Origin of the sequence: Nonomuraea sp. NPDC003709, assembly GCF_040610775.1 — a bacterium.
Taxonomy (GTDB): Bacteria; Actinomycetota; Actinomycetes; order Streptosporangiales; family Streptosporangiaceae; genus Nonomuraea; species Nonomuraea angiospora_A.
This window is the reverse complement of the sequence record NZ_JBEXMW010000005.1, coordinates 37,237-59,366: the sequence shown is the minus strand read 5'-3', so window position 1 is coordinate 59,366 and position 22,130 is coordinate 37,237. Positions and strand designations below refer to the sequence as shown.

The 22,130-nt window shown below is 72.0% G+C and carries 21 protein-coding genes; 10 read left to right on the top strand and 11 right to left on the bottom strand.

What is annotated here, in order from left to right; translation table 11 throughout:
- Positions 1–42 precede the first annotated feature (42 nt).
- Entirely contained in the window at positions 43–654 is a 612-nt protein-coding gene (locus tag ABZX61_RS16670; protein ID WP_355195294.1) for a hypothetical protein, read from the top strand.
- On the opposite strand, the gene ABZX61_RS16665 is transcribed toward ABZX61_RS16670, so the two are convergent.
- Entirely contained in the window at positions 644–1,750 is a 1,107-nt protein-coding gene (locus tag ABZX61_RS16665; RefSeq protein WP_355195292.1) for a Gfo/Idh/MocA family oxidoreductase, read from the bottom strand. The two genes, ABZX61_RS16670 and ABZX61_RS16665, sit on opposite strands and share 11 nt — an antisense overlap.
- Entirely contained in the window at positions 1,747–2,526 is a 780-nt protein-coding gene (locus ABZX61_RS16660) for a ThuA domain-containing protein (RefSeq protein ID WP_350735112.1), read from the bottom strand. The genes ABZX61_RS16665 and ABZX61_RS16660 overlap by 4 nt, the downstream gene beginning before the upstream one ends.
- 365 nt (positions 2,527–2,891) lie before the next feature.
- On the opposite strand from ABZX61_RS16660, the gene ABZX61_RS16655 reads away from it, so the two are divergent.
- From ABZX61_RS16655 to ABZX61_RS16645, 3 genes are all read left to right on the top strand, one after another.
- Positions 2,892–3,905, top strand: coding sequence for a LacI family DNA-binding transcriptional regulator (locus ABZX61_RS16655; RefSeq protein ID WP_355195290.1), 1,014 nt, complete (start codon positions 2,892–2,894; stop codon positions 3,903–3,905).
- Between the two features lie 25 nt (positions 3,906–3,930).
- Positions 3,931–5,244: a beta-L-arabinofuranosidase domain-containing protein gene (locus ABZX61_RS16650; protein ID WP_355195288.1), complete on the top strand. Its 1,314-nt coding sequence runs from the start codon at positions 3,931–3,933 to the stop codon at positions 5,242–5,244.
- 67 nt (positions 5,245–5,311) lie between these two features.
- Entirely contained in the window at positions 5,312–6,697 is a 1,386-nt protein-coding gene (locus tag ABZX61_RS16645; RefSeq protein WP_355195286.1) for an MFS transporter, read from the top strand.
- On the opposite strand, the gene ABZX61_RS16640 is transcribed toward ABZX61_RS16645, so the two are convergent.
- Entirely contained in the window at positions 6,672–7,955 is a 1,284-nt protein-coding gene (locus tag ABZX61_RS16640) for a ferritin-like protein (protein WP_355195284.1), read from the bottom strand. The genes ABZX61_RS16645 and ABZX61_RS16640 overlap by 26 nt on opposite strands.
- Here ABZX61_RS16640 and ABZX61_RS16635 point away from each other — a divergent pair.
- Positions 7,954–8,112, top strand: coding sequence for a hypothetical protein (locus ABZX61_RS16635; RefSeq protein WP_350735102.1), 159 nt, complete (start codon positions 7,954–7,956; stop codon positions 8,110–8,112). The genes ABZX61_RS16640 and ABZX61_RS16635 overlap by 2 nt on opposite strands.
- Positions 8,113–8,160: 48 nt before the next feature.
- Positions 8,161–11,016 carry an excinuclease ABC subunit UvrA gene (gene uvrA / locus ABZX61_RS16630; protein WP_355195282.1) on the top strand — a complete coding sequence of 952 codons (2,856 nt, stop codon included), beginning with the start codon at positions 8,161–8,163 and terminating at the stop codon, positions 11,014–11,016.
- Positions 11,017–11,027: 11 nt separating this feature from the next.
- On the opposite strand, the gene ABZX61_RS16625 is transcribed toward uvrA, so the two are convergent.
- The 3 genes from ABZX61_RS16625 to ABZX61_RS16615 are packed head-to-tail and all read right to left on the bottom strand — an operon-like array spanning position 11,028 to position 14,404.
- Positions 11,028–12,650 (bottom strand): hypothetical protein, encoded by a 1,623-nt coding sequence (locus ABZX61_RS16625; RefSeq protein ID WP_355195280.1) that lies wholly within the window; start codon positions 12,648–12,650, stop codon positions 11,028–11,030.
- The gene (locus ABZX61_RS16620; protein ID WP_355195278.1) at positions 12,647–13,540 is read right to left on the bottom strand and encodes an ABC transporter ATP-binding protein; all 894 of its coding nucleotides are present in this window, start codon (positions 13,538–13,540) and stop codon (positions 12,647–12,649) included. Before ABZX61_RS16620 ends, ABZX61_RS16625 begins: the two co-directional genes overlap by 4 nt.
- Positions 13,541–13,576: 36 nt before the next feature.
- A complete protein-coding gene (locus ABZX61_RS16615) occupies positions 13,577–14,404 on the bottom strand; it encodes an oxidoreductase (RefSeq protein ID WP_355195277.1) in 828 nt (275 codons plus the stop codon).
- 234 nt (positions 14,405–14,638) lie between these two features.
- Here ABZX61_RS16615 and ABZX61_RS16610 point away from each other — a divergent pair, with 234 nt between their 5' ends.
- The gene (locus ABZX61_RS16610) at positions 14,639–15,346 is read left to right on the top strand and encodes a helix-turn-helix domain-containing protein (protein ID WP_355195275.1); all 708 of its coding nucleotides are present in this window, start codon (positions 14,639–14,641) and stop codon (positions 15,344–15,346) included.
- 22 nt (positions 15,347–15,368) lie between these two features.
- Here the strand turns inward: ABZX61_RS16610 and ABZX61_RS16605 are convergent, their stop codons facing one another.
- Positions 15,369–16,124, bottom strand: coding sequence for a glucose 1-dehydrogenase (locus tag ABZX61_RS16605; RefSeq protein WP_355195273.1), 756 nt, complete (start codon positions 16,122–16,124; stop codon positions 15,369–15,371).
- A gap of 86 nt (positions 16,125–16,210) precedes the next feature.
- Between ABZX61_RS16605 and ABZX61_RS16600 the strand changes: the two genes are divergently transcribed.
- Positions 16,211–16,807, top strand: a complete 597-nt coding sequence (locus tag ABZX61_RS16600; protein ID WP_350735090.1) for a TetR/AcrR family transcriptional regulator — start codon at positions 16,211–16,213, stop codon at positions 16,805–16,807.
- A gap of 38 nt (positions 16,808–16,845) precedes the next feature.
- Here the strand turns inward: ABZX61_RS16600 and ABZX61_RS16595 are convergent, their stop codons facing one another.
- Together ABZX61_RS16595 and ABZX61_RS16590 are read right to left on the bottom strand one after the other, a co-directional pair.
- The gene (locus tag ABZX61_RS16595; RefSeq protein WP_355195271.1) at positions 16,846–17,811 is read right to left on the bottom strand and encodes a zinc-binding dehydrogenase; all 966 of its coding nucleotides are present in this window, start codon (positions 17,809–17,811) and stop codon (positions 16,846–16,848) included.
- 99 nt (positions 17,812–17,910) lie between these two features.
- A complete protein-coding gene (locus tag ABZX61_RS16590) occupies positions 17,911–18,330 on the bottom strand; it encodes a VOC family protein (protein ID WP_355195269.1) in 420 nt (139 codons plus the stop codon).
- Between the two features lie 85 nt (positions 18,331–18,415).
- Here ABZX61_RS16590 and ABZX61_RS16585 point away from each other — a divergent pair, with 85 nt between their 5' ends.
- Entirely contained in the window at positions 18,416–19,084 is a 669-nt protein-coding gene (locus tag ABZX61_RS16585) for a GntR family transcriptional regulator (protein ID WP_355195267.1), read from the top strand.
- A gap of 16 nt (positions 19,085–19,100) precedes the next feature.
- Here ABZX61_RS16585 and ABZX61_RS16580 read toward each other — a convergent pair whose 3' ends face one another.
- Positions 19,101–20,123 carry a LacI family DNA-binding transcriptional regulator gene (locus ABZX61_RS16580; RefSeq protein ID WP_355195265.1) on the bottom strand — a complete coding sequence of 341 codons (1,023 nt, stop codon included), beginning with the start codon at positions 20,121–20,123 and terminating at the stop codon, positions 19,101–19,103.
- Between the two features lie 84 nt (positions 20,124–20,207).
- Positions 20,208–21,737 (bottom strand): alpha-L-arabinofuranosidase C-terminal domain-containing protein, encoded by a 1,530-nt coding sequence (locus ABZX61_RS16575; RefSeq protein WP_355195263.1) that lies wholly within the window; start codon positions 21,735–21,737, stop codon positions 20,208–20,210.
- Positions 21,738–21,883: 146 nt separating this feature from the next.
- On the opposite strand from ABZX61_RS16575, the gene ABZX61_RS16570 reads away from it, so the two are divergent.
- Complete coding sequence (locus ABZX61_RS16570) at positions 21,884–22,102, top strand: hypothetical protein (protein ID WP_355195261.1); 219 nt, start codon at positions 21,884–21,886, stop codon at positions 22,100–22,102.
- Positions 22,103–22,130: the final 28 nt, after the last annotated feature.

Genomic DNA, 22,130 nt, shown 5'->3' with positions numbered 1-22,130 from the left:
GAGCGGTGCTTCCGGTCGCGATCATCTCGCCATAGTGCGGATGTGACGGCGAACCCGCCGCAGGCCTCCTCGCTGCGCACGGCCCTGCGGATCGTCAACGCGGTCCTGGAGCGGGAGACCTCCGGCCGGGCCGGGTTCAACGTCGCCCGGCTCGCCCACGAGGTCGGCATCGACCCCAGCAAGGCCTCCCGGATCACCCGGGAGCTGTGCGACCGGGGCCTGCTCGAACGCCGCGAGGACGCCACGCTGCGCGTCGCGGCCGAGTTCTTCGCCCTGGCCGGGGCCCTCGACCACGGGCTGCTCGGCGGGAGCCGCCCGATCCTGCGCCGGCTGGCGATCGAGCACGGCGCGAGCGCCCGCCTGTCCGTGCGCGACGGCGTGCTCGTCCGGCTGCTGCGCGCGGAGTCGACGCCGGAGCAGTGGCCCGCCCGGACCAGCCTGGTCACCCCCTGCTGGTGCACCGGCGCCGGGCGTGCCCTGCTCCTCGACCACACGCGCGACGAGATCGCCGCCCTGCTCGCCGACTACGAGCTGATCGGGGTGGGCGGCCCGAACGCCGCCCACTCCGCCGAGGAGCTGGTCGCGGCCAACGACCGCGACCGGCCGGACGGCATGATCGCCGCGCTGGAGGAGCTCGTCGGCGTCAGCTCGTGACGGCCCGCTGTCTCGGCAGCGCCGCCGTCGCCGTTCCCCAGGACTCGAGCCGCGTACGGATCTCCTCGCGTACGGGGTGCGAGAGCGCGTCGTGGTAGGCGCGGTCCAGCAGCGCGTCGATCTCGATGCGCGCACCCGTCTCCGCGGAGCGGACCGCCGCCTCGACCATCGCGAGGCTGCGGACGTTGCCCGCGATCGCCCCCGGCGGCTCCACCCCCGCGCGCAGCGCCGCCACGAACTCCGCGAGCGCCCCGGCGATCTGCTCCCGGTCACCCCGCGGCACGTCCACGGCGCCGCCGGCGCTGGACGTGACGCGGTCCTCGCCGTCCCAGGTGGCGGTGCCCTGGGCGCCGCTGGCCAGCCACTCCCCGTTCCAGGACGTCTCCGCCCCCTCCGCGCACCAGCTGCCGGTGAACACGTAGCGGGTGCCCTCCTCGAACAGGAAGGTCGCCGTCGCCGCCGCGTCGCCCCGGTACCAGCTCCAGGGCGGGTTCCAGCTCTCGCAGCCGACCGAGACCGGCTCCGCGCCGAGCAGGTGGCGGGCGGCGTCGAAGGCGTGGATGGCCATGTCGACCAGCAGCGGCTGCTCCATCTCGTCGCGGAAGCCGCCGAAGCGCGGGGCGCGGAAGAACCCGGTGGTGAGCAGCCCGATCGGGCCGAGCTCGGCGATCCGGCTCCGGTACGCCTCAAGGGCGGCGAAGTACCGGCGCGACTGGCTGATCATCAGCAGCCGCCCGGTCGCCTCGGCGGCGGCGGCCTGGACGAGCGCCTCGGCGAGGGTCGGCGCGGCCGGCTTCTCGCACAGCACCGGCAGCCCGGCGAACAGCGCCTCGACGTTCACCGCGGTGTGGGCCGCCGGGATCGTGACGTTCACGACCGCATCCGGCCCGGTCGCCAGGAGCTCGCTGAGCGAGGCGCCGACCTCGGCGTCCACGCCGACGGCCCGTACGGCCTGCGCCGCCCGGTCCGTGTCGAGGTCGGCCACCCCGACCAGCTCGACGTCGCCGGACTCCGCCAGGGTCCGCAGCCAGGCGACGCCCATCGCGCCCGCCCCGACCTGCACGATACGGAGCGGACGCGCACCCGAACGGTTCACTCGGCGTGCTCCTTGTTGTGCAGGGCGCCGCGGTAGCCGTGCCCGTTGAAGAAGTCGCCCGTCTCGTAGCGGAGCAGGATCGGCAGCTCGCGCCGCGACCGGTCGCCGGCCGCCCACTCGGCGCCGTTGGCGATGACGTGCAGCACGTCCGGGTGATGGTAGACGGGGTAGTCCTGGTCGCCGGGGCTGAAGTAGAAGATCTTGCCGTTGCCGCGCCGGAAGGTGCAGCCGCTGCGGAAGACCTCGCCGCCGCTGAAGGAGCTGATGAAGATCAGCTCGTCGGGCGTGGGGATGTCGAACTGCTCGCCGTACATCTCCTGGGCGGGGATCTCGATGGGGTGCGGGATGCCGCGGGCGATGGGGTGGGTCGGGTTCACCGTCCAGACCAGCTCGCGGTCGTTCTCGCTGCGCCAGCGCAGCGTGCACGTGGTGCCCATGAGCTTGGTGAAGATCTTCGACCAGTGGCCGGAGTGCAGCACCACCAGCCCCATGCCCGACAGGACGTGCCGGTGCACCCGCTCCACCACCTCGTCGGCCACCTCCGCGTGGGCGGCGTGACCCCACCAGATGAGCACGTCGGTGTTCGCGAGCACCTCCTCGGTCAGGCCGTGCTCGGGGTCGTCCAGCGTGGCCGTGGCGACGGTCGCGCTGTCACCCAGCCAGCCCTCGATCCCCCGGCGGATGGCGTTGTGCATGCCGTCCGGGTAGATCTCGGCGACCCGGGGTTCGCGCTGCTCGTGGCGGTTCTCGCCCCATACGGTGACGTGGGTCTTCACACAGGTTCCTTTCTCATTTGATGGCGCCCGGGATGTGGTTGATCTTGATCTCGACGCCGACGCTCTTCGCGCAGGCTTTGTAGATCGCGTCGTGCGAGGGTTCGTAGTAGTCCTGGACGGTCAGCGATCCGGTGCCGGAGGAGGCCGACCCGCCGCAGGCGGTCAGGGAGAGGAACGAGGGCCGCTGCCGCGACAGCTACTTCGGGCGCCTTTGGGCATCTGTTGGTAAAGCGCTTAACCGCGCTTGCTTGTGAAGTATGTTGCGCTCATCGCACTGTGATGTCAATAACTAGTTAAGCGATTTACCGACGACGCCGCGATAGAGTTGCTCGCGCGTCCTCACAAGGTGGGAGGCGGGACAATCCATGGTCACGATGCGCGATGTCGCCGAGCGAGCCAGCGTCTCCATCGCCACGGTCTCCTTCGTCATCAACGGCACCAAGCGGGTCGCTCCGGAGACCCGGGCCCGCATCGAGGCGGCCATCCGGGAGCTCGGCTACCGGCGTAACGTCGTGGCCCGCGCGCTGGCCAGCTCGCGCACGCGCATCCTCGCGCTGCTGCACCCCTACCTCGAAGCGCGGCCGATCGCCACGGCCAACCAGTTCCTCATGAGCGCCGCCCACGGCGCCCGCGAGCGCGGCTACGACCTCGTGCTGTGGCCCGTGAACGACGACGAGCAGATGTCCCACCTGCTCGCCGGCGGCCTCGTGGACGGCGCGCTGCTCATGGAGGTCCAGCTCCGCGACCCCCGCGTGGACCGGCTGATCGCGTCCGGGCTGCCCTTCGCGCTGATCGGCCGGACCGAGGACGAAGACCTGCCGTTCGTCGACATGGACTTCACCACCACGATCGACCAGGCCGTCGGGCATCTCCGCTCCTTCGGCCACCGGCGCATCGCCCTCGTCACTCTGCGGATGAGGGCCTCGACCGGGAACGAGCCCGGCTGGATCATGCGGGTGAAGTCCGCGTACCTCGACGCGATGGCGGCCGCCGGCGAGCCGCCCACCGTCATCACCGTGGAGGGCACGTCGGCCGGAGGGCGGAAGGCGGCGCGCCGGCTCAGCGAGGACTTCCCGGAGGTGACGGGCGTCGTCGTGGTGAACGAGGGCGCCTCGGCGGGGCTGGTCAAGGAGACGCGGGCGCTCGGCCGCAGCGTGCCGGACGACCTGTCGATCATCTCCGCGGCCACCACCGCCGAGCTCGGCGAGATGATCGAGCCGTCCCTGACCGTCATGACGGCGCCGGCCACCGAGCTGGGCCGCCTCGGCGTGAATGCGCTCATCGACCAGCTCGAAGGGGTGCCGGACGCCCCTCCGAACATCCTCATCCCCTGCACGCTGGTGCCGGGCCAATCGGTCGGCCCCGCCCCGGCTCAATGATGATTTCGCCGACCACGTGTGCGTCATGTTCGGGCCGGGCGGGCTGAACCGGGTGTGCGGGCACGCCGGGATCGAGGTCGCGCTCGTGGAGCTGTTCCGCACCACCGGGGAGCGTCGCTACCTCGACCAGGCGGCGCTGTTCGTCGAGCGGCGCGGCACGGGCACATTGCCGCTGATCGAGTTCGGGCGGGCCTTCGCGCAGGACGACCTCCCCGTCCGCAAGGCCGACGTGCTGCGCGGGCACGCCGTACGCGCGCTCTACCTGGCCGCCGGGGCGGTCGACGTCGCGGTGGAGACCGGCGACCTGGAGCTGCTGGACGCGCTGAGGACCCAGTGGGACAACACCGTCGAGCGCAGGACGTACATCACCGGCGGGATGGGCTCGCACCACATGGACGAGGCCTTCGGCGAGGACTTCGTGCTGCCGCCGGACCGCTCGTACTGCGAGACCTGCGCGGGCGTCGCGTCGATCATGTTCAGCTGGCGGCTGCTGCTGGCCACCGGCGACCCGCGCCACGCCGACCTGATCGAGCGCACCCTCTACAACATCGTCGCGACCTCGCTCGGCGAGGACGGCCGCTCGTTCTTCTACGCCAACACCCTGCACCAGCGCCACCCGAGCGGCGACGTCCCGCTCAACGACGACGGCGTGTGCATCCGCGGCGGGGCCGGCCGTCGCCAGGCCTGGTACGAGGTCTCCTGCTGCCCGCCCAACCTCGCCCGCACCCTCGCGAGCCTGGGCGGCTGTCTCGCCACGACCACGTCCGACGGCATCCAGATCCACCAGTACGCCTCGTCCACCCTCGACGCCGTCGTGGCCGGCGAGCCGTTCGAGCTGGACGTCACGACGGACTACCCGCACGGCGGCGTGGTGACGATCACCGTACGGCAGGCGCCGGCCCGGCCGGCGTCGATCACCCTGCGCGACCCGGAGTGGTCCCAGGACACCCGCCTCAGCCTCAACGGCGCACCCGCCGAGCCCGCCGGCATGACGCTGACCAGGACCTGGCAGCCGGGCGACCGGCTGGAGCTGACCCTCGACCTGCGGCCCCGGGTCGTCCGCCCGGACCACCGCGTCGACGCGATCCGCGGCTGCGTGGCCGTCCGGCGCGGGCCGGAGGTGCTCGCCATGGAGTCGATCGACCTGCCGCCGTCGTGGGCGCTGGAGGACGCGACGCTGCTGCCGGACACCGTCACCGCGGAGCACGGATCCGTCGTGGCCACCGCCCGGCACCACCGGTCCGGCGAGGACCGCACCGTGCCCCTGATCCCCTACCGCTCGTGGGCCCGCCGCGGCTCGTCGGCCATGCGCGTCTGGATCCCGGAGGCTCGCGACTGATCGGACCGCGTCCGGCGCGCAAATATCTTCAAGACCGCCCGGACGCGCGCGGCCGATACTCGGCCGCATGACCGCCCTCGTTCCTCCCGCCGTGACCGTCGCCCGCCGTGGCCCGATGCTGGCCGTGCTGCTCGCCGGCCAGGCCATGGCGTCCATGGACGGATCGATCGTGTCGGTGGCGGCGCAGACCATCCGTGACGGGCTGCACGCCGGCAGCACCGCGATCCAGCTGGTCGTGTCGGGCTACCTGCTGACCACCGGCGTGCTCCTGGTCACCTGCGCGCGGATCGGCGACATCGTCGGGCACCGGCGCGCGTTCCTCGTCGGGCTGGGCTGGTTCACGGTGGCGTCGCTGCTGTGCGGGCTGGCCCCGAACGCGCCCCTGCTGGTGGTGACCCGCGTCGCCCAGGCCGCTGGGGCGGCGCTGCTGATGCCGCAGGTCTTCTCGCTCATCCAGCGGCACTGGGACGGGCCGGCCCGCCGCCGGGCGATCGGCCTGTACAGTCTGGTGCTCGCCCTGGGAGTCGCGCTGGGGCAGGTGATCGGCGGGCTGGTCGCGGGCGCCGACCTGTTCGGCCTCTCCTGGCGCCCGGTGTTCCTGATCAACGTCCCGATCGGCGCGGTGCTGCTGGCGGTCGGACCGCGCGTCCTGCTGGGCTCCGGCCCGGACGAGCGGGTACGCCTCGACCCGGCCGGAACCGCTCTCCTGACCGTCGCCATGGCCGCGTTCACGATGCCGCTCATCTTCGGCCGGGACCAGGGCTGGCCCGCCTGGGCATGGGTCTCGCTCGCCTGCGGAGCCGCCCTGCTGGTGGCGTTCGTCCGCTACGAGACCCGGGCGCGGCACCCGCTGCTGGACCTGGCGGCGCTGCGGCCGCGCGGGGTGAAGCCGGGGCTGGTGGCCTGCTGGATCGTCATGGGCTGCTACACCGTCTTCCTGCTGACCCTGACCCTGCATCTGCAGTCCACGCTGCGCTTCTCCCCGCTCCAGGCGGGGCTCGCGTTCGTCCCGTACGCCGTCGGCTTCGGCGCGCTCAGCCTGACCTGGAACCGCTATCCCCGGTGGCTGCGGAACGCGCTGCCGGTGGCCGGGCCGATCGCGTTCGCGGCCGGGGCCGGCCTGCTGGTGCTCCTCCATCGCGACCAGTGGCATCCGTACGGCGCCGTACCGCTGCTGCTGCTCGCGGGGGCCGGGCACGCCGCCGGCTACAGCCCGCTCATCGCGCGGATCACGTACCTGGTGGAGCCGCGGCTCTCCTCGGCGATCTCGGCGCTCAACTCCACCGGCCCGACGCTGACCGGGGTGACGGCCGTCGCCGGGCTCGGCACCGTCTACTTCGCGGCCCCCTCCTCCGCCGAAGGTCTCCTGCGGGTCGTCGCCGCCGTCGCCGCCCTCCTCGTGGTCGGGGCGGCCTGCGCGCTGCGGGTCACGCGGGCCCGCCGGGGGTCGTGATGCCGGAGGCCGCCTTGGCCCGGACGGCGTCGAGCGAGTCGGCCACCGCCGTGACCTGCTCCGAAGCCGCCGCGATCACCGGGTCCGTGGCGGCGTGGGACGCGCAGCGCTCGGCGATCTGGCGCAGCCGTTCGATCAGCACCGTCCAGGCGGCCTCGCGCCAGGGGACCACGTTGTCCATCAGGTAGTACATCTCGAAGGCCGCCCCGGCCGTGCGTCCCGGATGGGCGGGGCCGGCGGGCCGCCGGCTCAGCTCGGTGCCGAGCGGCCGCAGCACAGCGGCCATCGTCGTGATCGCCGCGCCGATCAGGACCTCGAGCTCTTCCTCGCTCTCGTCGGTGTGCGTGAAGTAGCGGGTGAGCAGCCACAGGATCGCCTCGTAGGCGAGGTTGCACAGCTCGGCCAGCGCCAGGGTCCGCGCGTCGCCGATGAGCGGCTGCGGCTCCCGCACGTCGAAGGGCTGGCGGGTGAAGGCGCCGAGCGCGGGGTGGGCGGGTTCGAAGGCCGGGTCGGCGGCGCGCAGCGCGTGGTACTCCTCCCAGATCTTCAGGAAGCGGCCGTAATGGGCGTCCTGCCAGGCGCCCTGCGCTCCCTCGCCCTGCTCGATGATCTCCTCGATGGCGGCGCACGCCGACGCGAGGTCGGTCACCGCCACCATCTCGGGCCAGCGGAACAGCTCCGGGGTGGCCTGGGCCCGGGGCGAACCGCAGAACACCTGCTCCTCGCCGTACTTGGCGACCAGCGTGGTCAGGCCGTCCTTGATGCCGCGGTAGAGATGGCCGACCGTGGCGAACTCCTGCGCGCGGGGGAAGATCTCGCCGGACGCGATGGGCTCGGGCGGCGGATCGCAGGAGATGAACTCGGCGGCGTCGCGCCGCTCCATGCCCTCGGGCCGTTCGAGGTAGAGGAAGTGGGCCAGGGCGGCCTCGCCGAAGGGCAGCAGCCGCATCTGGATCGAGGGCGGGAACGCGCCGCAGGACTGCGGGAAGTTCGGCCTGCCGAAGGTGGGCGCGGCGCCGATGGACGACATGAGGTTGGCCACCAGGGCGAGATGGAGCATCTCCTGTACGGCGATGCCGTGGAGCTCCTGGCGCCAGCGATCGACCGCGGCCTGCTGCTCGCCGGTGAGCCCATCGGTCTTGAGGCTGAACTCGGCGAAGAGGTACTGGCACATGATCATGTGCTCGAGCTGCGAGGCCTGGACGAGCAGGTACCACACGTGCTCGCGGTGCTCGATGACGATGGGGGGCTCGGTCATGCTTACAGACTTACACAGCGGCCGCGCCTGCGGCAGGGCTTCGCCGCAAGGCCCGCGCCCGCTGACGGGCGGCGAGTACGAGCTCGCGCAGGCCGGTCAGGCACTGGCGGACCTGGCCGCCCGCCGTACCGTCGGAAAGATCATCCTGCGAAACTAGATAACGATGCGATAACGACGCGCCGGCGTGCGCACTAGGTTCGAGCGTGTGAGAGACCGTCTCGTCGTCAAGGGCGCCCGCCAGCACAACCTCCGCGACATCTCCGTGGACCTGCCCAGGGATGCGCTGATCGTTTTCACCGGGGTGTCCGGCTCCGGAAAGTCGAGCCTGGCGTTCGACACCATCTTCGCCGAAGGGCAGCGGCGTTACGTCGAGTCGTTGTCGGCGTACGCCCGCCAGTTCCTTGGCCGGTTGGACAAGCCGGACGTGGACGTCATCGAGGGCCTGTTACCGGCCATCGCCATCGACCAGAGGACGACGAGCCACAACCCGCGTTCCACGGTCGGCACGGTCAGCGAGGTCTACGACTACCTGCGCCTGCTGTACGCCCGCGTCGGCCGCCCCCACTGCCCGGAGTGCGGCGAGCCGGTCCACCGCCGCACTCCCCAGCAGATCGTGGACCGGCTGCTCACCATGGGGAACGGCACCCGCTTCCAGGTGCTGGCGCCCGTCGTACGCGACCGTGCGGGCACGCACGCCGAGGTCCTGCGGCAACTGGCGGGCGACGGCTTCAGCCGCGTCCGGGTGGACGGCGCGATCCACCCGGTGACCAGGCCGCCGGTGCTGGACGGGCGCAAGAAGCACTCCATCGACGTCGTCGTGGACCGGCTCGCGGTGAAGCCGGGCATCAGGCAGCGGCTGACCGACTCCGTCGAGACGGCGCTGGGGCTCGCGGGCGGTGTCGTCGGCGTGGAGTTCGTCGACCTGGAGGCCACCGACCCGGGGCGCGAGCTGAGGTTCTCGGAGCGGATGGCGTGCCCGCGCGGGCACGACCTCGACCTGGAGGAGCTGGAGCCGCGGCTGTTCTCCTTCAACGCGCCGTGGGGCGCCTGCCCCGAGTGCGCCGGGCTCGGCTCGCGGACGGAGGTCGATCCCGGCCTCGTCATCCCCGACGAGGACAAGACGCTGGCCGGAGGCGCCATCGCCCCGTGGACGAACACCAGCGGCGCGGACTACTTCGCCCGGCTGGTCGACGCCCTGGCCGCCGAGATCGGCTTCAGCACCACCACACCCTGGCGTAGCCTGCCCGAAGCCGTCCGGACGATCGTCCTGCACGGGACTCCGCGACGGATCCACCTCGACTACCAGAACCGCTACGGCCGCGAGCGCTCCTACGTCACCCGGTACGAAGGCGTCATCCCGCACATCGAGCGCCGTCACGCCGAGGCCGGCGGCTCCGACGACCGGTTCGGCGGCTACCTGCGCGAGGCGCCCTGCCCGGCCTGCGGCGGCGCCCGGCTCAAGCCGGGCGTGCTGGCGGTCACCGTGGGCGGGCGCGGCATCGCCGAGGTGAGCGCGCTGCCGATCGGCGAGACGGCACGGTTCCTCGCCGGGCTGGAGCTGACCGGCTGGGAGCGCCGGGTCGCCCAGGCGGTGCTCACCGAGATCGACGAGCGGCTGCGGTTCCTGCTCGACGTGGGCCTGGACTACCTCTCGCTGGGCCGCCCGGCCGCGAGCCTGTCCGGCGGCGAGGCGCAGCGGATCCGGCTGGCCACCCAGATCGGCTCGGGGCTGGCGGGGGTGCTCTACGTGCTGGACGAGCCGAGCATCGGCCTGCACCAGCGCGACAACCGGCGGCTCATCGAGACCCTGCTGCGGCTGCGCGACCGGGGCAACACCGTCATCGTGGTCGAGCACGACGAGGACACCATGAAGGCGGCCGACTGGGTCGTGGACATCGGGCCGGGAGCCGGCGCCGACGGCGGGCACGTGGTGCATTCGGGCACCGTGCGGGAGCTCGCCGAGCACCCGACGTCCCGCACCGGGGCGTACCTGTCCGGGCGCCAACAGATCCCGCTCCCTGACCGGCGTCGCCCCAGGACGGCCGGTCACGAGATCACGGTGCACGGCGCGACCGAGCACAATCTGCGCGACGTCACGGTGTCGTTCCCGCTGGGCCTGCTCGTGGCGGTCACGGGTGTCTCCGGGTCGGGCAAGTCGACGCTGGTCAACGACATCCTGTACGCCGCCCTGGCCAGGCGCGTGCACCGTGCGCACAGAGTGCTCGGCCGGCACCGCGACATCACCGGGGCCGAGGCCGTCGAGAAGGTCGTGCAGATCGACCAGGCGCCGATCGGCCGCAGCCCCCGCTCCAACCCCGCCACGTACACCGGCCTCTTCGACCACCTGCGCCGCCTCTTCGCCCAGACGCCCGAGGCCAAGGTACGCGGCTACCAGCCGGGCCGGTTCTCCTTCAACCTCAAGGGCGGCCGCTGCGAGCCCTGCTACGGCGAGGGCACCATCAGGGTCGAGATGAACTTCCTCCCGGACGTCTACGTGCCGTGCGAGGTCTGCCACGGCGCCCAGTACAACCGGGAGACCCTGGAGGTCCGCTACAAGGGCAGGTCCATCGCCGACGTCCTCGCCATGACCATCGACGAGGCCGCGGCCTTCTTCGCCGAGCACGCGATCATCACGCGGCACCTGCGGGTCCTGGCCGACGTCGGGCTCGGCTACGTCAAGCTGGGGCAGCCCGCCACCACGCTGTCCGGCGGCGAGGCCCAGCGCGTCAAGCTCGCCGCCGAACTGCAGCGCCGCTCCCGGGGCCGCACCCTGTACGTGCTCGACGAGCCGACCACCGGGCTGCACGCCGACGACGTCCGCAAGCTGCTGGCCGTGCTCCACCGGCTCGTCGACTCCGGCAACACCGTCGTGGTGATCGAGCACGACCTCGACGTGATCAAGACGGCCGACTGGCTGATCGACCTGGGCCCCGAGGGCGGCTCAGGCGGCGGCCAGGTGGTCGGCCACGGCCCCCCGGAAGCCGTGGCCGCCGATCCGCACTCCCACACGGGCCGTTTCCTGCGCCCGCTCCTGGACGGCCGTCGGGAGCTCGCCGGCTGACCCGTCCCCCGTCAGCCCGCGGCGAGGTCGCGGCGGCGCAGCCCGTACAGGCCGAGGATCGCCAGCGCCGCGGCGAGCACGGTCAGCACGACCGTGGCCACCGGGGCGAAGGACCCCAGCGGGTGCCAGGGCAGGTGGGACAGCACCGACGTGTTCACCAGCCACCCCGGCAGGTTCATGTAGGACCCCAGTACCTGCATGAACCCGCTGTAGACGAGCACCGCCCAGGCCGCGTTCACGGCCCGCGGGGCGATCCCGAGCAGCGCCGCCGGGACGGCGAGCAGCACCAGCACCTCGGGGGCGCGGATCAGGCTCGCCCAGGTGACCTCTCCCACGAGGCCGGGCTCGCCGGTCGACAGGGCTGCCCCTACGCCGAGCGCGGCGCCGTACACCACCGGCAGGACGACCACGGCGAGCGCGGTGACCAGCAGGGACGACCAGTACCACGTCGATCTGCCGGTCGGCCCGGCCAGCACGGGAGCGATCCGGCCGCGCACCTCCTCCGCCCGCAGCCGGATGACCGACAGGACCGCGAAGACGCCGGTGTAGAGGGACCCGGTGAACACCATGAGGCTGATCCAGGCCCGCCCGAAGTCCGCGCCGGAGAAGATGGGGAGGTCGGTTTCGGCCATGCCCCCGGTCATGGCTCCCAGGACGAGGCCGACCGCGAGGAACGCGGCTCCCCACGCGAGGACGGCCGCCTGCTGGAGCCGCAGCGCGAGCGTGAACGGCGAGCGCAGCCAGGAGGGCGCCGACGCCCGGCCGGGACGCGGGGCCACCAAGGAGGCGCCGAGATCCCTGTGACTCGCCAGCGCGTAGGCGCCCGCGACCAGCAGCCCGGCGAGAACGACCGAGAGGCCGAGCGGCCACCAGCGCTCGTCGCCCAGCACCCGGGTCTGCTGCGACCAGCCGATCGGTGACAGCCAGAACAGCGGGCCGCCCTCCTCGCTCTGCAGCGCCCCCGCGCCGCGCAGCAACCACGCTGTGAAGAGCACGAGGCCCGCGAGCCCGTTCGCGCCCCGGGGGTGCTCGGTGACCTGGGCGGTGACCGCGGTGACCCCGGCGAACAGCAGCCCGGTCGCGGCGAGGGAGGCGCCGAACAGCAGGGCGCTGCCGGCGGGGAAGCCGATGCTGACCGTCGCGGCGGTGGTGAGTACCGCGAGCGCGGCGTTGCTGATCACGGCGACGATCAGCGCCGCGGTCAGCTGGGCGTGCCGGCCCACGACGGCCGCCCGGATGAGCTCGGCCCGGCCCGTCTGCTCCTCGGCCCGGGTGTGCCGGGTCATGAGCATCATGTTCATGATCGCGGCGGCCAGCAGGAACTCGACCCAGTAGGCGGCCAGGAAGTAGCTCTGCGTGCTGACCTCGCCGAACAGCGGCCCGCCGAGCACCCTCATGAAGGAGACGCGGATCATCTGCGAGGCCGAGGCCAGGGCCTCGGGCGTCGGGACGACCGCGTTGACGGCCGCGTAGTAGAAGCGCGGGACGAGCGCCGTGATCGCGACCAGCCAGAGGGTGAGCTTGATCCGGTCGCGGCGCAGCGCCAGCCGCACCATCGCGCCGGTGCCGGTCAGGTGGCTGCTCCCCACTCTCGATCCGGTACGGCCGCGCGCCCCCGCGACCGTCGTGGTCATGCCGCCTCCTTGTGCGCGTAGTGCCGGAGCATAAGCTCCTCGAGCGTCGGCGGATGGCTGACCAGCGCGTCGATGCCGAACGTGGTGAGGTGCCGGATGGCGGCGTCGAGGTGCTCGGCGTCCACGCCGAACCGCACGCTCCCACCCTCGGCCTTCGCGTCGTGCACGCCGGGCAGCCGGTCGAGGCCGGTCACCGGGGTGGCGGTCTCGGCCACGACCGTCGTCCGGGTCAGGTGCCGCAGCTGCGCCAGCGTCCCCGACTCCACGACCTTTCCGTCCCGGATGATGGTGACCCGGTCGGCGAGGGACTCGACCTGGGCGAGGATGTGGCTGGACAGCAGGATGGTCCGGCCGGCGGCCTTGGCCTCGGCGACGACCTGCTGGAACACCGCCTCCATCAGCGGGTCCAGCCCGCTCGTCGGCTCGTCGAGGATCAGCAGGTCCACGTCCGCGGAGAGGGCGGCGACGAGGGCGACCTTCTGGCGGTTGCCCTTGGAGTAGGTCCGCGCCTTCTTCTTCGGGTCGAGCTCGAACCGCTCGATCAGCTCGTTCTTGCGCCGGTCGTCCAGCCCGCCGCGCAGCCGGCCGAGCACGTCGATGGCCTCGCCTCCGGTGAGGTTGGGCCACAGCTCGACGTCGCCCGGCACGTACGCCAGCCGCCGGTGCAGCGCGACGGCGTCGGCCCAGGGGTCGCCACCCAGCAGCCTGGCGCTGCCGGAGGTGGCCCGGATCAGGCCCAGCAGGATGCGGATGGTGGTGCTCTTGCCCGCTCCGTTCGGGCCGAGATAGCCGTGCACCTCTCCGGGGTTCACGGTGAAGTCGAGCCCGTCGAGGGCGCGCGCGGGCCCGTAGGCCTTGACGAGCCCGGAAACGGCGATGGCAGGGGTCATGGGTTTCTCCGAATTGCGGTTCTCGTGGAGCCGGAGTTATCTGAGGGAGCCGGTGATGCGCGCGTCGAATTCGCGGTCCGGCAGGGACCTGTTGAGCTGGAGGAGCGCTTCGGCCTGCCAGCCCACGACGTAGCGGGTCTCCGGCCGGTCCGACTCGACGGCCTCCCGGATCGTCGCCCCGACGACAGCGGGGTCGGTGGCCTGGTCGCTCTGGTGGCCCGCCGGCGTCTCGGCGGCGCCGGCCATGGCCTCGGCCATCTGCCGGTAGGCCCCGTTCCCGGAGATCTCCCGCAGTTGCCGGGCGGTCCCGGCCTCGAAGTCGGTCTTGATGATGCCGGGCTGGATGACGACGACGTGGACGCCGAACTGCGCGGTCTCCATGCGCAGCGAGTCGGAGAAGACTTCCAGGGCGTGCTTGGAGGCGTAGTACCAGGCGCCGAGCGGGAAGGCGAGCTCGCCGCCGATCGAGGAGACGTTGACGATCGTGCCCGAGCCCTGCTGCCGCATCGGCGGCAGGACGAGCTGGGCCAGCCGGGCCGCGGCGAACACGTTGACCTCGAACAGGTCTCGCGCCATCGCCAGCGGCGTGTCCTCGACGGCGCCGTGGACGACGGCTCCCGCGTTGTTGACCAGGACGTCGATCCGTCCGTGTTCGTCCAGGACGGTGTCGACGGCGCGCTTGAGGTCTTCTTCCTTGGTCACGTCCACCGGCAGCGGGCGGCCGCCCGCGTCGCGCAGCGCCGCCATCCTGCCCACCCGCCGCGCCGCGCCGTACACGAAGTGGCCGGCGTGCAGGAGCTCGAGCGCGGTGGCGTGGCCGATGCCGGACGAGGCGCCGGTCACGAGGCATACTTTGGCAACCATGCCAGGCTGGGTCATGTCGGTTTCCCTCCGCGTGAACGGCGATCGTTCACGCATGGAGAAACGCTACGAATGCGTTCGCGGATTCGGCAAGTTGCGAACGTCGTTATCCCAGTTCAGAGCGGATTAACTGGCGCAACGACAGTGTCGGCAAATGCAACAATCCCCGATGCGGTGTCGCAATCAGGTCCGCCGGAGGCGATACTTGCGCCTGACGATGACGTGCCGGGAGGGCGCATGCCGGGAGGCCACCTGACGTACGACGACCGCCGCAAGATCTCGGAAGGGCTGGCGGAAGGGCTCACCTACGCGGAGATCGCCCGTCGCCTGGGCCGGCCGAGGTCGACCGTCGGCCGCGAGATCGCGCGCAACGGCGGCCCGCACGGCTACCACGCGGGCCGGGCGCAGCAGGCGACCGGCTGGCGCGCCCGCCGCCGGCCGGCCGCGCCGGCGAGCACGGCCGCGGGGGACGCGGGCAGGCGCGACCCCCAGGCGGTGCGGGAGTTCGAGGAGCGGCTCACGACGACGTTCGGGGGTGTGCCGACGATGGCGGCCAGGGTGATGGCCTGCCTGTTCACCAGCGACACCGGCAACCTGACCGTCACCGAGCTGACCGAGCGGCTGCGGGTCAGCCCCGCGTCGATCTCCAAAGGCGTCGGCTGGCTCGAACAGGTGGGGCTCGTCAGGCGCGAGCGGGACAACCGGCGCGAGCGCTACATCATCGACGCCGAGGTCTGGTACCGGGCGTGGCAGATGGGCACCCGGTCGATGATGTTGTGGACCGAGACGGTCCGGGAGGGTGTCGACATCCTCGGCGCCGACACGCCGGCGGGCGTCCGGCTCGCGACCGCCAGCCGGTTCTTCGAGCTCATCAGCGCCGACATGGCCCAGGCGGCCGAACACTACCGGCAGACCTTCGCGCCCACCGGGGACGTCCCGCGCTGACCGCCGTACGCGACCGACCGCCTCAGACCGCGGCTCGCCCGCCGTCCACCGAGAGGGTGGCGCCGTGGATGTTGGCGGCGTCGTCACCGGCCAGGAACACCACCGCCTTGGCCACCTCCTCCGGGGTGCTGGGCCTGCGCGAGGGGATGGCGGCGATCATCGGCGCCAGGTACTCCGCCATCGCGGCGACCTTCTCGGTGAACGTCGGGCCCGGCGCGACGGTGTTGACCCGCACGCCGGAGGGGCCGTATTCGTCCGCCCAGGACTTGGTCAGCGAGTGGACGGCGGCCTTCGTGGTGCTGTAGAGGGCGGAGCCGCTCGTGCCGAACAGCCCGGAGATGGACCCGAGGTTGATGATCGCGCCGCTGCCGCGGGCCGCCATGGCGGGGGCGATCAGGCCGGTGAGGAGGAAGGCGGCCTTGACGTTGACGGCCAGGGCCTGGTCGATGAGCTCCTCAGCCACCTCGGCCGTGGGGGCGGGGTTGATCAGCAGCGCCGCGTTGTTGACCAGGATGTCCAGCGGGCCGCCGGCCAGCCGGTGCGCGGCGTCGGCGAGCTCGCGGACGGCAGGCAGCCCTCCCGCGAGGTCGGCGCGGACGAACGAGGCCCGCCCGCCCTCCTCGGCGATGGACGCGACGACCTTCTCGCCCTTGGCCGTGTCCCGGCCGCTGACGATGACGTGGGCGCCCTCGGCGGCCAGCGCGCGGGCGATGGCCGTGCCGATGCCGTCGGTCGAGCCCGTGACCAGGGCGGTGCGCCCATGCAGACGTGCGGACATGGTGTTTCTCCCTTGCGAAAGTGCGGATTCGCGGTCCAGGATGCCGAGGCTAAAATGGACCAGCAAGTCCAATCTGGGAGGTCTCCATGCCCACGCTCACCCGCAAGGGGGCCGCGACGCGGCAGCGCATCCTCGAGGGCGCCGCCGCGCACATCCGCGAGTTCGGCGTGGCCGCCACGACCCTGGACGACGTGCTGGCCGCGACCGCCACGAGCAAGAGCCAGCTCTTCCACTACTTCCCCGGCGGGCGGGAGGAGCTGCTGCTGGCGGTGGCCCGCCTCGAGGCCGGCCGCGTGCTGGAGAACCAGCAGCCGGCGCTCGGCGAGCTGACCTCGTGGCCCGCCTGGCAGCGGTGGCGTGACACGGTCGTCGACCACTACCGCAGCCAGGGCCGCCGGTGCCCGCTCAACTCGGTCACCTCGCAGCTGGGCAACCGCACGCCCGCCGCCCAGGCCGTGGTCATCGAGCTCATGCGCCGCTGGCAGGCCGAGATCGCCACCGGCGTCCGGCACATGCAGGACGCCGGCGAGATCGACCCGGGCCTGGACCCCGACCACGCGGCGGCCGCCCTGCTCGCCGGTATCCAGGGCGGCGTCCTGATCCAGATGTCCACCGGCGAGGTCACGCATCTGGAGGCCGCCCTGGACATGGGCATCGCCCACCTCCGCGGCTCTCCCGCCTGAGGCCGCCGCACGGCTGGTGGCCACTGTAGCCGGCGCCGTCAGATCAGCAGCAGGGTCTTCCCCAGGGCGGTGCGGTGTTCGATCGCGGCGTGCGCGTCGGCGGCGCGCTCCAAGGGGAAGGTCTGCCCGATGACCGGCCGGACGAGCCCCGCGGCCGCCTGCGCCATCATCTGCTCCGCCCACCGCACCACGTTCGGGCCGAAGTCGAAGAGCTGCTCGATGCCGATCACATCCACGTCCTCGCGTCGCGCGGGATCGACGACGGTGACCTCGCCGCTGGAGGCGCCGTGCACCGAGAACCGGCCGCCAGGGGCCGTCACCTCGAACGCGGCCCGCCCGATCTCCCCGCCGACGCCGTCGAAGACCACATCCGGCCCGGCCCCGCCGGTCGCCTCCAGCACCCGCCCGGTCCAGCCCGGTTCGGAGTAGTCGACCGCGGCTTCGGCGCCCAGCTCCCGGATCAGGTCGAGCTTCCGCGATCCGCGGGCGGCCCCGACGACGCGCGCGCCCGCCGTACGGGCCAGCTGCACCAGCAGGCTGCCGACGCCGCCGGCCGCCGCCTCGACCAGCACCCACTCGCCGGGACGGACCTTGGCGCCCTCGATCAGTCCCTGCGCGGTGCTGCCGTCGCTGTGCAGGGCGACGGCCTCCGGCAACTCCAGCCCGTCCGGCACCGGGAACAGGTCCTCGGCCGTGGCCACGGCCCGCTCGGCGAAACCGCCGGTCTCCCCCGTCCCGGCGATGACCCGCCGGCCCACCCACGCCGGATCCACCCCTTCTCCGGCCGAGCTCACCCGGCCGGCCACCAGCCCGCCGGGCACGTACGGCAGCTCCGGCCGGGCATGCCACTGGTCGGTGCCGCGCCGGATCTGCGTCTCGACGAACGTCACGCCCGCGACCGCCACCTCGACCACGACCTGCCCCGGCCCGGCCACCGGATCCGGCGCCTCCCCGGGCACCAGCACCTCAGGCCCGCCGAACCCGGTCACCCGAACCACCCGCATCGCCGCTCACTCCTGCCCTCTTTCCGACATGACCCCCATAGCGTGCAACCTCAACCGGAATTGAGGTCAACCGGCGGGCGGCGGCGGTGACGGGCCGAATCAGACGGCGAAGACCTGGGAGTCGTCGGCGAACGCCTTGAACTCCAGCGCGTTCCCCGCGGGGTCGAGCAGGAACATCGTCCACTGCTCCCCCGCCTGCCCCTCGAAACGCACATAAGGCTCGATGACGAACTCGACGTCCGCCGCGCGCAGCCGGTCGGCGAGCCGGTGGAACTCGGGGATCGTCAGGATCAGGCCGAAGTGCGGCACCGGGACGTCATGGCCGTCGACCGGATTGTGGATCCGCTGCGCGCGGGCCGGCGCCAGGTGCGTCACGAACTGGTGGCCGTGCAGGCTCCAGTCCACCCAGGTGTCGGCGCTGCGGCCCTGTTCGAGGCCCAGCACCTCGCCGTAGAAGCGGCGCGCGAGGGCCAGGTCGTCGACGGGCATGGCCAGGTGGAACCGGGGGATCGAGGTCATGGGGACTTCCCTTCTGCCTAGAATGTCCGAATGTTAACATCACGACAAACGCTCGCGGTAGGGGCGCTCGTGAGAGGCTGGAGCCATGAGTGAACAGGGCAGGGTGGCGCCGGCCCGCCGCCGGGGGCTGGCCGACGAGGTCGCGGACCGCATCCGGGAGGCCATCTTCGCCGGGACCTACGCCCCCGGGGCGCAGCTGCGGGAGGTGGAGCTGTCCGGCGCGCTCGATGTCAGCCGCGGCCCCGTACGCGAGGCATTACTCCGGCTTGAGCGCGAAGGCCTGGTCCGCAGCGCATGGCACCGCGGCGCCACCGTCACCACGCTCTCCCCGGCGGACGTCGCCGAGCTCGACAGCCTGCGCGCCGCCCTGGAACAGCTCGCGGTCCGGCAGGTGGCCGCCCATGCCTCGGACGACGACCTCGCGGCCGTCGAGCAGGCGGCCGAGCGCATGAGGCGCGTCGAGGACGAGCACGAGATGGTGCGCTGCGACATCGCCTTCCACGACGCCGTCTACGCCGCGGCCCGGCACCGGCGCCTGGAGGAGGCGTGGCAGGCCATCCGCTCGCAGGTCCACCTGTTCCTGCTGACCCGGATCGGCGTCCGCTCCGCGGACTACCTGGCGCACATCCCCGAGGAGCACCGGGAGCTGGCCGCCGCCCTGCGCGCCCGTGACACCGAGCACGCCCTGACGCTCTTCGCCGCCCACCGCCTCCACGCCTTCGACGTGCTCACCGGCCCGGACCCGAGGACCTGACCCCTGCCCGGGGTCGTCAGCGGGTGGACTCGCGGACCACCAGTTCGAAGGGCGCGGTGTGCTCGCCGGCCGGGCGTGACGGGTCCTGGATGCGGGCGGTCACCAGCTCGACCGCCTTCGCGGCCATCCACCGGTGGTCGGGGGCCACGGTGGACAGCGAGGGCACCATGTACGCAGCTTCCGGGATGTCGTCGTACCCGACGAGGCGGATGTCGTCGGGCACCCGGACGCCGCGGTCGGCGAGGCCCCGGAAGACCCCCTGGGCGACGGTGTCGCTCACCGCGACCACGCCGTCGACCTCGAGACCTGAGTCGACGAGCCGGTGGGCCGCCTCGCGGCCCCCTTCCAGCGTCATCCCGCTGACGGCGAACCGCAGCGCCGGATCGGGAGCCAGCCCCCGTTCGGAGAGCCCGGCGAGGTAGCCCCGGTAGCGGCGCGTCACCACGTTCACGCCGTCGAGGGACTCGCCGGTGACCATCGCGATCCGGCGGCAGCCGCGGTCGATCAGATGCGTGGTCGCCGCTTTCGCGCCTTCCTCGTTGGGCATGGCGACGTGGTCGAACCGCGCGGCGAAGTCCTGCTCGCCGAGCATCACGATCGGATAGTCGCCGCCGGTCAGCCGCGAGTCCTGGGGATCGATCCCGACCGCGCTGAGGATCAACCCGTCGAACTGCAGGGTGGACGAATGGGAGATCGCGTCGATCTCCCCGGCCGCGGCCGCGCCGGTCTGCTCGATCGCGACGTGGAAACCGCGTCCCCGCGCCTCGTCGATCACGTGGGCGGCGAGCTGGCCGAAGTAGGGCCGGTCGATCTCGGGAACGGCCAGCCCGATGACGCCGGTCCGCCCGGACCTGAGGGTCCGGGCGGAGACGTTGACGCGGTAGCCCGACTCGCGGATTGCTTCGAGAACGCGGCGGCGGACCTCGTCGCTGACCCCGGCGCGGTCGTTGATGACGTTGGAGACCGTCATCTTCGACACCCCGGACAACTTGGCGACGTCGCCCATGGTGACCATGCCGCTCCTCAGGTCCTGCCCCATCGGCCGGATCCGATCCGGCCGCTTCCGACTGTGGACGCCGCTGCTTCGAGCCTACTGCGCCCCGCAAGGGTGCCGGTTATGCGACTATGCGACGTCGACCTGCACGGTGACGAAGGAGTGGGCGGGCAGGTGCACCCGCACGCGCGTACCGGTGACCGTGACCTGCTCGTGGGAGCGCGGGGCGACGGCGGCGGGCGCGTCGGGCGTGTTGTGGGTCTGCGGCGCCCCGGCGGTGAGGATCCGCGAGACGACCCCGCCGACGTCACCCCCGCGCAGGTCCAGCTCGACGTCGGCCGCGTCGGCCGTGTCCAGGTTGGACAGCGAGATGAGCACCTTGTCGTCCTTGCGGCTCGCCGACAGCGAGACGGTCGCCAGCGTGTCCGGCCCCACCTCGCGGGTGGGCACGTCCGAGAGGAGATCGACCCGCAGTGACGTGGCGTCCTGGTGCCCCTTGTTCATCTCGAACACGTGGTACGTCGGGGTGAGCACGAGCGCCCCGGAGTCGGGATCGGTCAGGATCATCGCCTGGAGCACGTTCACCGTCTGGGCGATGTTGGCCATCACCAGCCGGTCGGCGTGGCGGTGGAAGATGTCGAAGTGCAGGCTCGCGACCAGCGCGTCGCGCAGCGTGTTCTGCTGGTAGAGGAAGCCGGGGTTGGTGCCCGGCTCGACGTTCCACCACGTGCCCCACTCGTCCAGCACCAGGCCCACCTGACGGCCCGGGTCGTAGCAGTCCATGACGTTGGAGTGGCCGGTGAGGAGCTCGTCGGTGTGGACGGCCTTGACCAGGGTCCGGTAGTACTCGTCCGTGTCGAACACCGTGGCGGCGCCCTTGTCCTGCCAGGTGCCCGGGATCGTGTAGTAGTGCAGCGACAGCGCCTGGTAGAACGGCTGGGGCCGGTAGGCACAGCCCAGGTCGCCCAGCTGCTTCATGAGCGTCTCGGTCCAGGCGTAGTCGTCGCTGTTGGCGCCGGCAGCGATGCGGTACAGCCGGTTGTCGCCGTGGTTGCGGCAGTAGGTGCCGTACCGGCGCGCCTCGGCGGCGTACTGCTCGGCGCTCATGTGCCCGCCGCACCCCCACGCCTCGTTGCCCAGCCCCCAGAAGCGCACCTGCCACGGCTCCTCACGCCCGTTGGCCTTGCGCAGGCGGACCATCGGGGAGTCGCCGTCCCGGGTGAGGTACTCGACCCAGTCGCTCATCTCCTTCACCGTGCCCGACCCGACGTTGCCGCTGATGTACGGCTCGGCGCCGAGCAGCTCGCACAGGGCCATGAACTCGTGGGTGCCGAAGTGGTTGTTCTCCTCGACGTTGCCCCAGTGGGTGTTCACCATCGCCGGGCGCTGGTCCTTCGGGCCGATGCCGTCCATCCAGTGGTACTCGTCGGCGAAGCAGCCGCCGGGCCAGCGCAGGTTGGGGATGTTCAAGGCGCGCAGCGCTTCGACGACGTCCAGCCGGATCCCGCCGGCGTTCGGGATGTCACTGTCCTCGCCCACGTAGAAGCCGCCGTAGATGCACCGGCCCAGGTGTTCGGCGAAGTGGCCGTACACATGTCTGCTGATCACGGGGCCCTTGACGTCGACATTGAGCACGGCGGACACGACAGAGTCACTCATGGTTAGCACCTTTTCTCGGTAAGCGGCGGCGGCTACTTTATCGATAAAGCATCGCGTGGGAAAGAGCCTTTTCCTTGCCTGCCGGCTCGGGAATCCTCGCCCGCTCGCCTATGTGCGACCGGCCACGCGATGCGTACGGTGAGGCCATGTGCGATCTGAACGCTGCGGAGACCCGCGAAATCATCGCATCACTCAGCGCGGTGACCGGCCTGTCCGGCCAGGTGACCACTCACATCGACGACATCGGCAAGACGTCGTACATGGACCACGAGAACCTGGCCGAGCTCCTCGCCGCACTGCGCGATCGCGCCGAGGCGGCCAGGGAGTGGGTCGCCGCCAAGCCTCATCAGCACGCGGGCCACTGACCTGGGCGCCGGCCGGTCCAGAGACCGG

Bases quoted from the DNA above. Each gene is read 5' to 3' on its own strand.
- ABZX61_RS16655 (WP_355195290.1), top strand. From the start codon at position 2,892: ATGGTCACGATGCGCGATGTCGCCGAGCGAGCCAGCGTCTCCATCGCC.
- ABZX61_RS16650 (WP_355195288.1), top strand. From the start codon at position 3,931: ATGTTCGGGCCGGGCGGGCTGAACCGGGTGTGCGGGCACGCCGGGATC.
- ABZX61_RS16645 (WP_355195286.1), top strand. From the start codon at position 5,312: ATGACCGCCCTCGTTCCTCCCGCCGTGACCGTCGCCCGCCGTGGCCCG.
- ABZX61_RS16635 (WP_350735102.1), top strand. From the start codon at position 7,954: ATGCTTACAGACTTACACAGCGGCCGCGCCTGCGGCAGGGCTTCGCCG.
- ABZX61_RS16640 (WP_355195284.1), bottom strand. From the start codon at position 7,955: ATGACCGAGCCCCCCATCGTCATCGAGCACCGCGAGCACGTGTGGTAC.
- ABZX61_RS16625 (WP_355195280.1), bottom strand. From the start codon at position 12,650: ATGACCACGACGGTCGCGGGGGCGCGCGGCCGTACCGGATCGAGAGTG.
- ABZX61_RS16620 (WP_355195278.1), bottom strand. From the start codon at position 13,540: ATGACCCCTGCCATCGCCGTTTCCGGGCTCGTCAAGGCCTACGGGCCC.
- ABZX61_RS16615 (WP_355195277.1), bottom strand. From the start codon at position 14,404: ATGGTTGCCAAAGTATGCCTCGTGACCGGCGCCTCGTCCGGCATCGGC.
- ABZX61_RS16610 (WP_355195275.1), top strand. From the start codon at position 14,639: ATGCCGGGAGGCCACCTGACGTACGACGACCGCCGCAAGATCTCGGAA.
- ABZX61_RS16605 (WP_355195273.1), bottom strand. From the start codon at position 16,124: ATGTCCGCACGTCTGCATGGGCGCACCGCCCTGGTCACGGGCTCGACC.
- ABZX61_RS16600 (WP_350735090.1), top strand. From the start codon at position 16,211: ATGCCCACGCTCACCCGCAAGGGGGCCGCGACGCGGCAGCGCATCCTC.
- ABZX61_RS16595 (WP_355195271.1), bottom strand. From the start codon at position 17,811: ATGCGGGTGGTTCGGGTGACCGGGTTCGGCGGGCCTGAGGTGCTGGTG.
- ABZX61_RS16590 (WP_355195269.1), bottom strand. From the start codon at position 18,330: ATGACCTCGATCCCCCGGTTCCACCTGGCCATGCCCGTCGACGACCTG.
- ABZX61_RS16585 (WP_355195267.1), top strand. From the start codon at position 18,416: ATGAGTGAACAGGGCAGGGTGGCGCCGGCCCGCCGCCGGGGGCTGGCC.
- ABZX61_RS16580 (WP_355195265.1), bottom strand. From the start codon at position 20,123: ATGGGGCAGGACCTGAGGAGCGGCATGGTCACCATGGGCGACGTCGCC.
- ABZX61_RS16575 (WP_355195263.1), bottom strand. From the start codon at position 21,737: ATGAGTGACTCTGTCGTGTCCGCCGTGCTCAATGTCGACGTCAAGGGC.
- ABZX61_RS16570 (WP_355195261.1), top strand. From the start codon at position 21,884: ATGTGCGATCTGAACGCTGCGGAGACCCGCGAAATCATCGCATCACTC.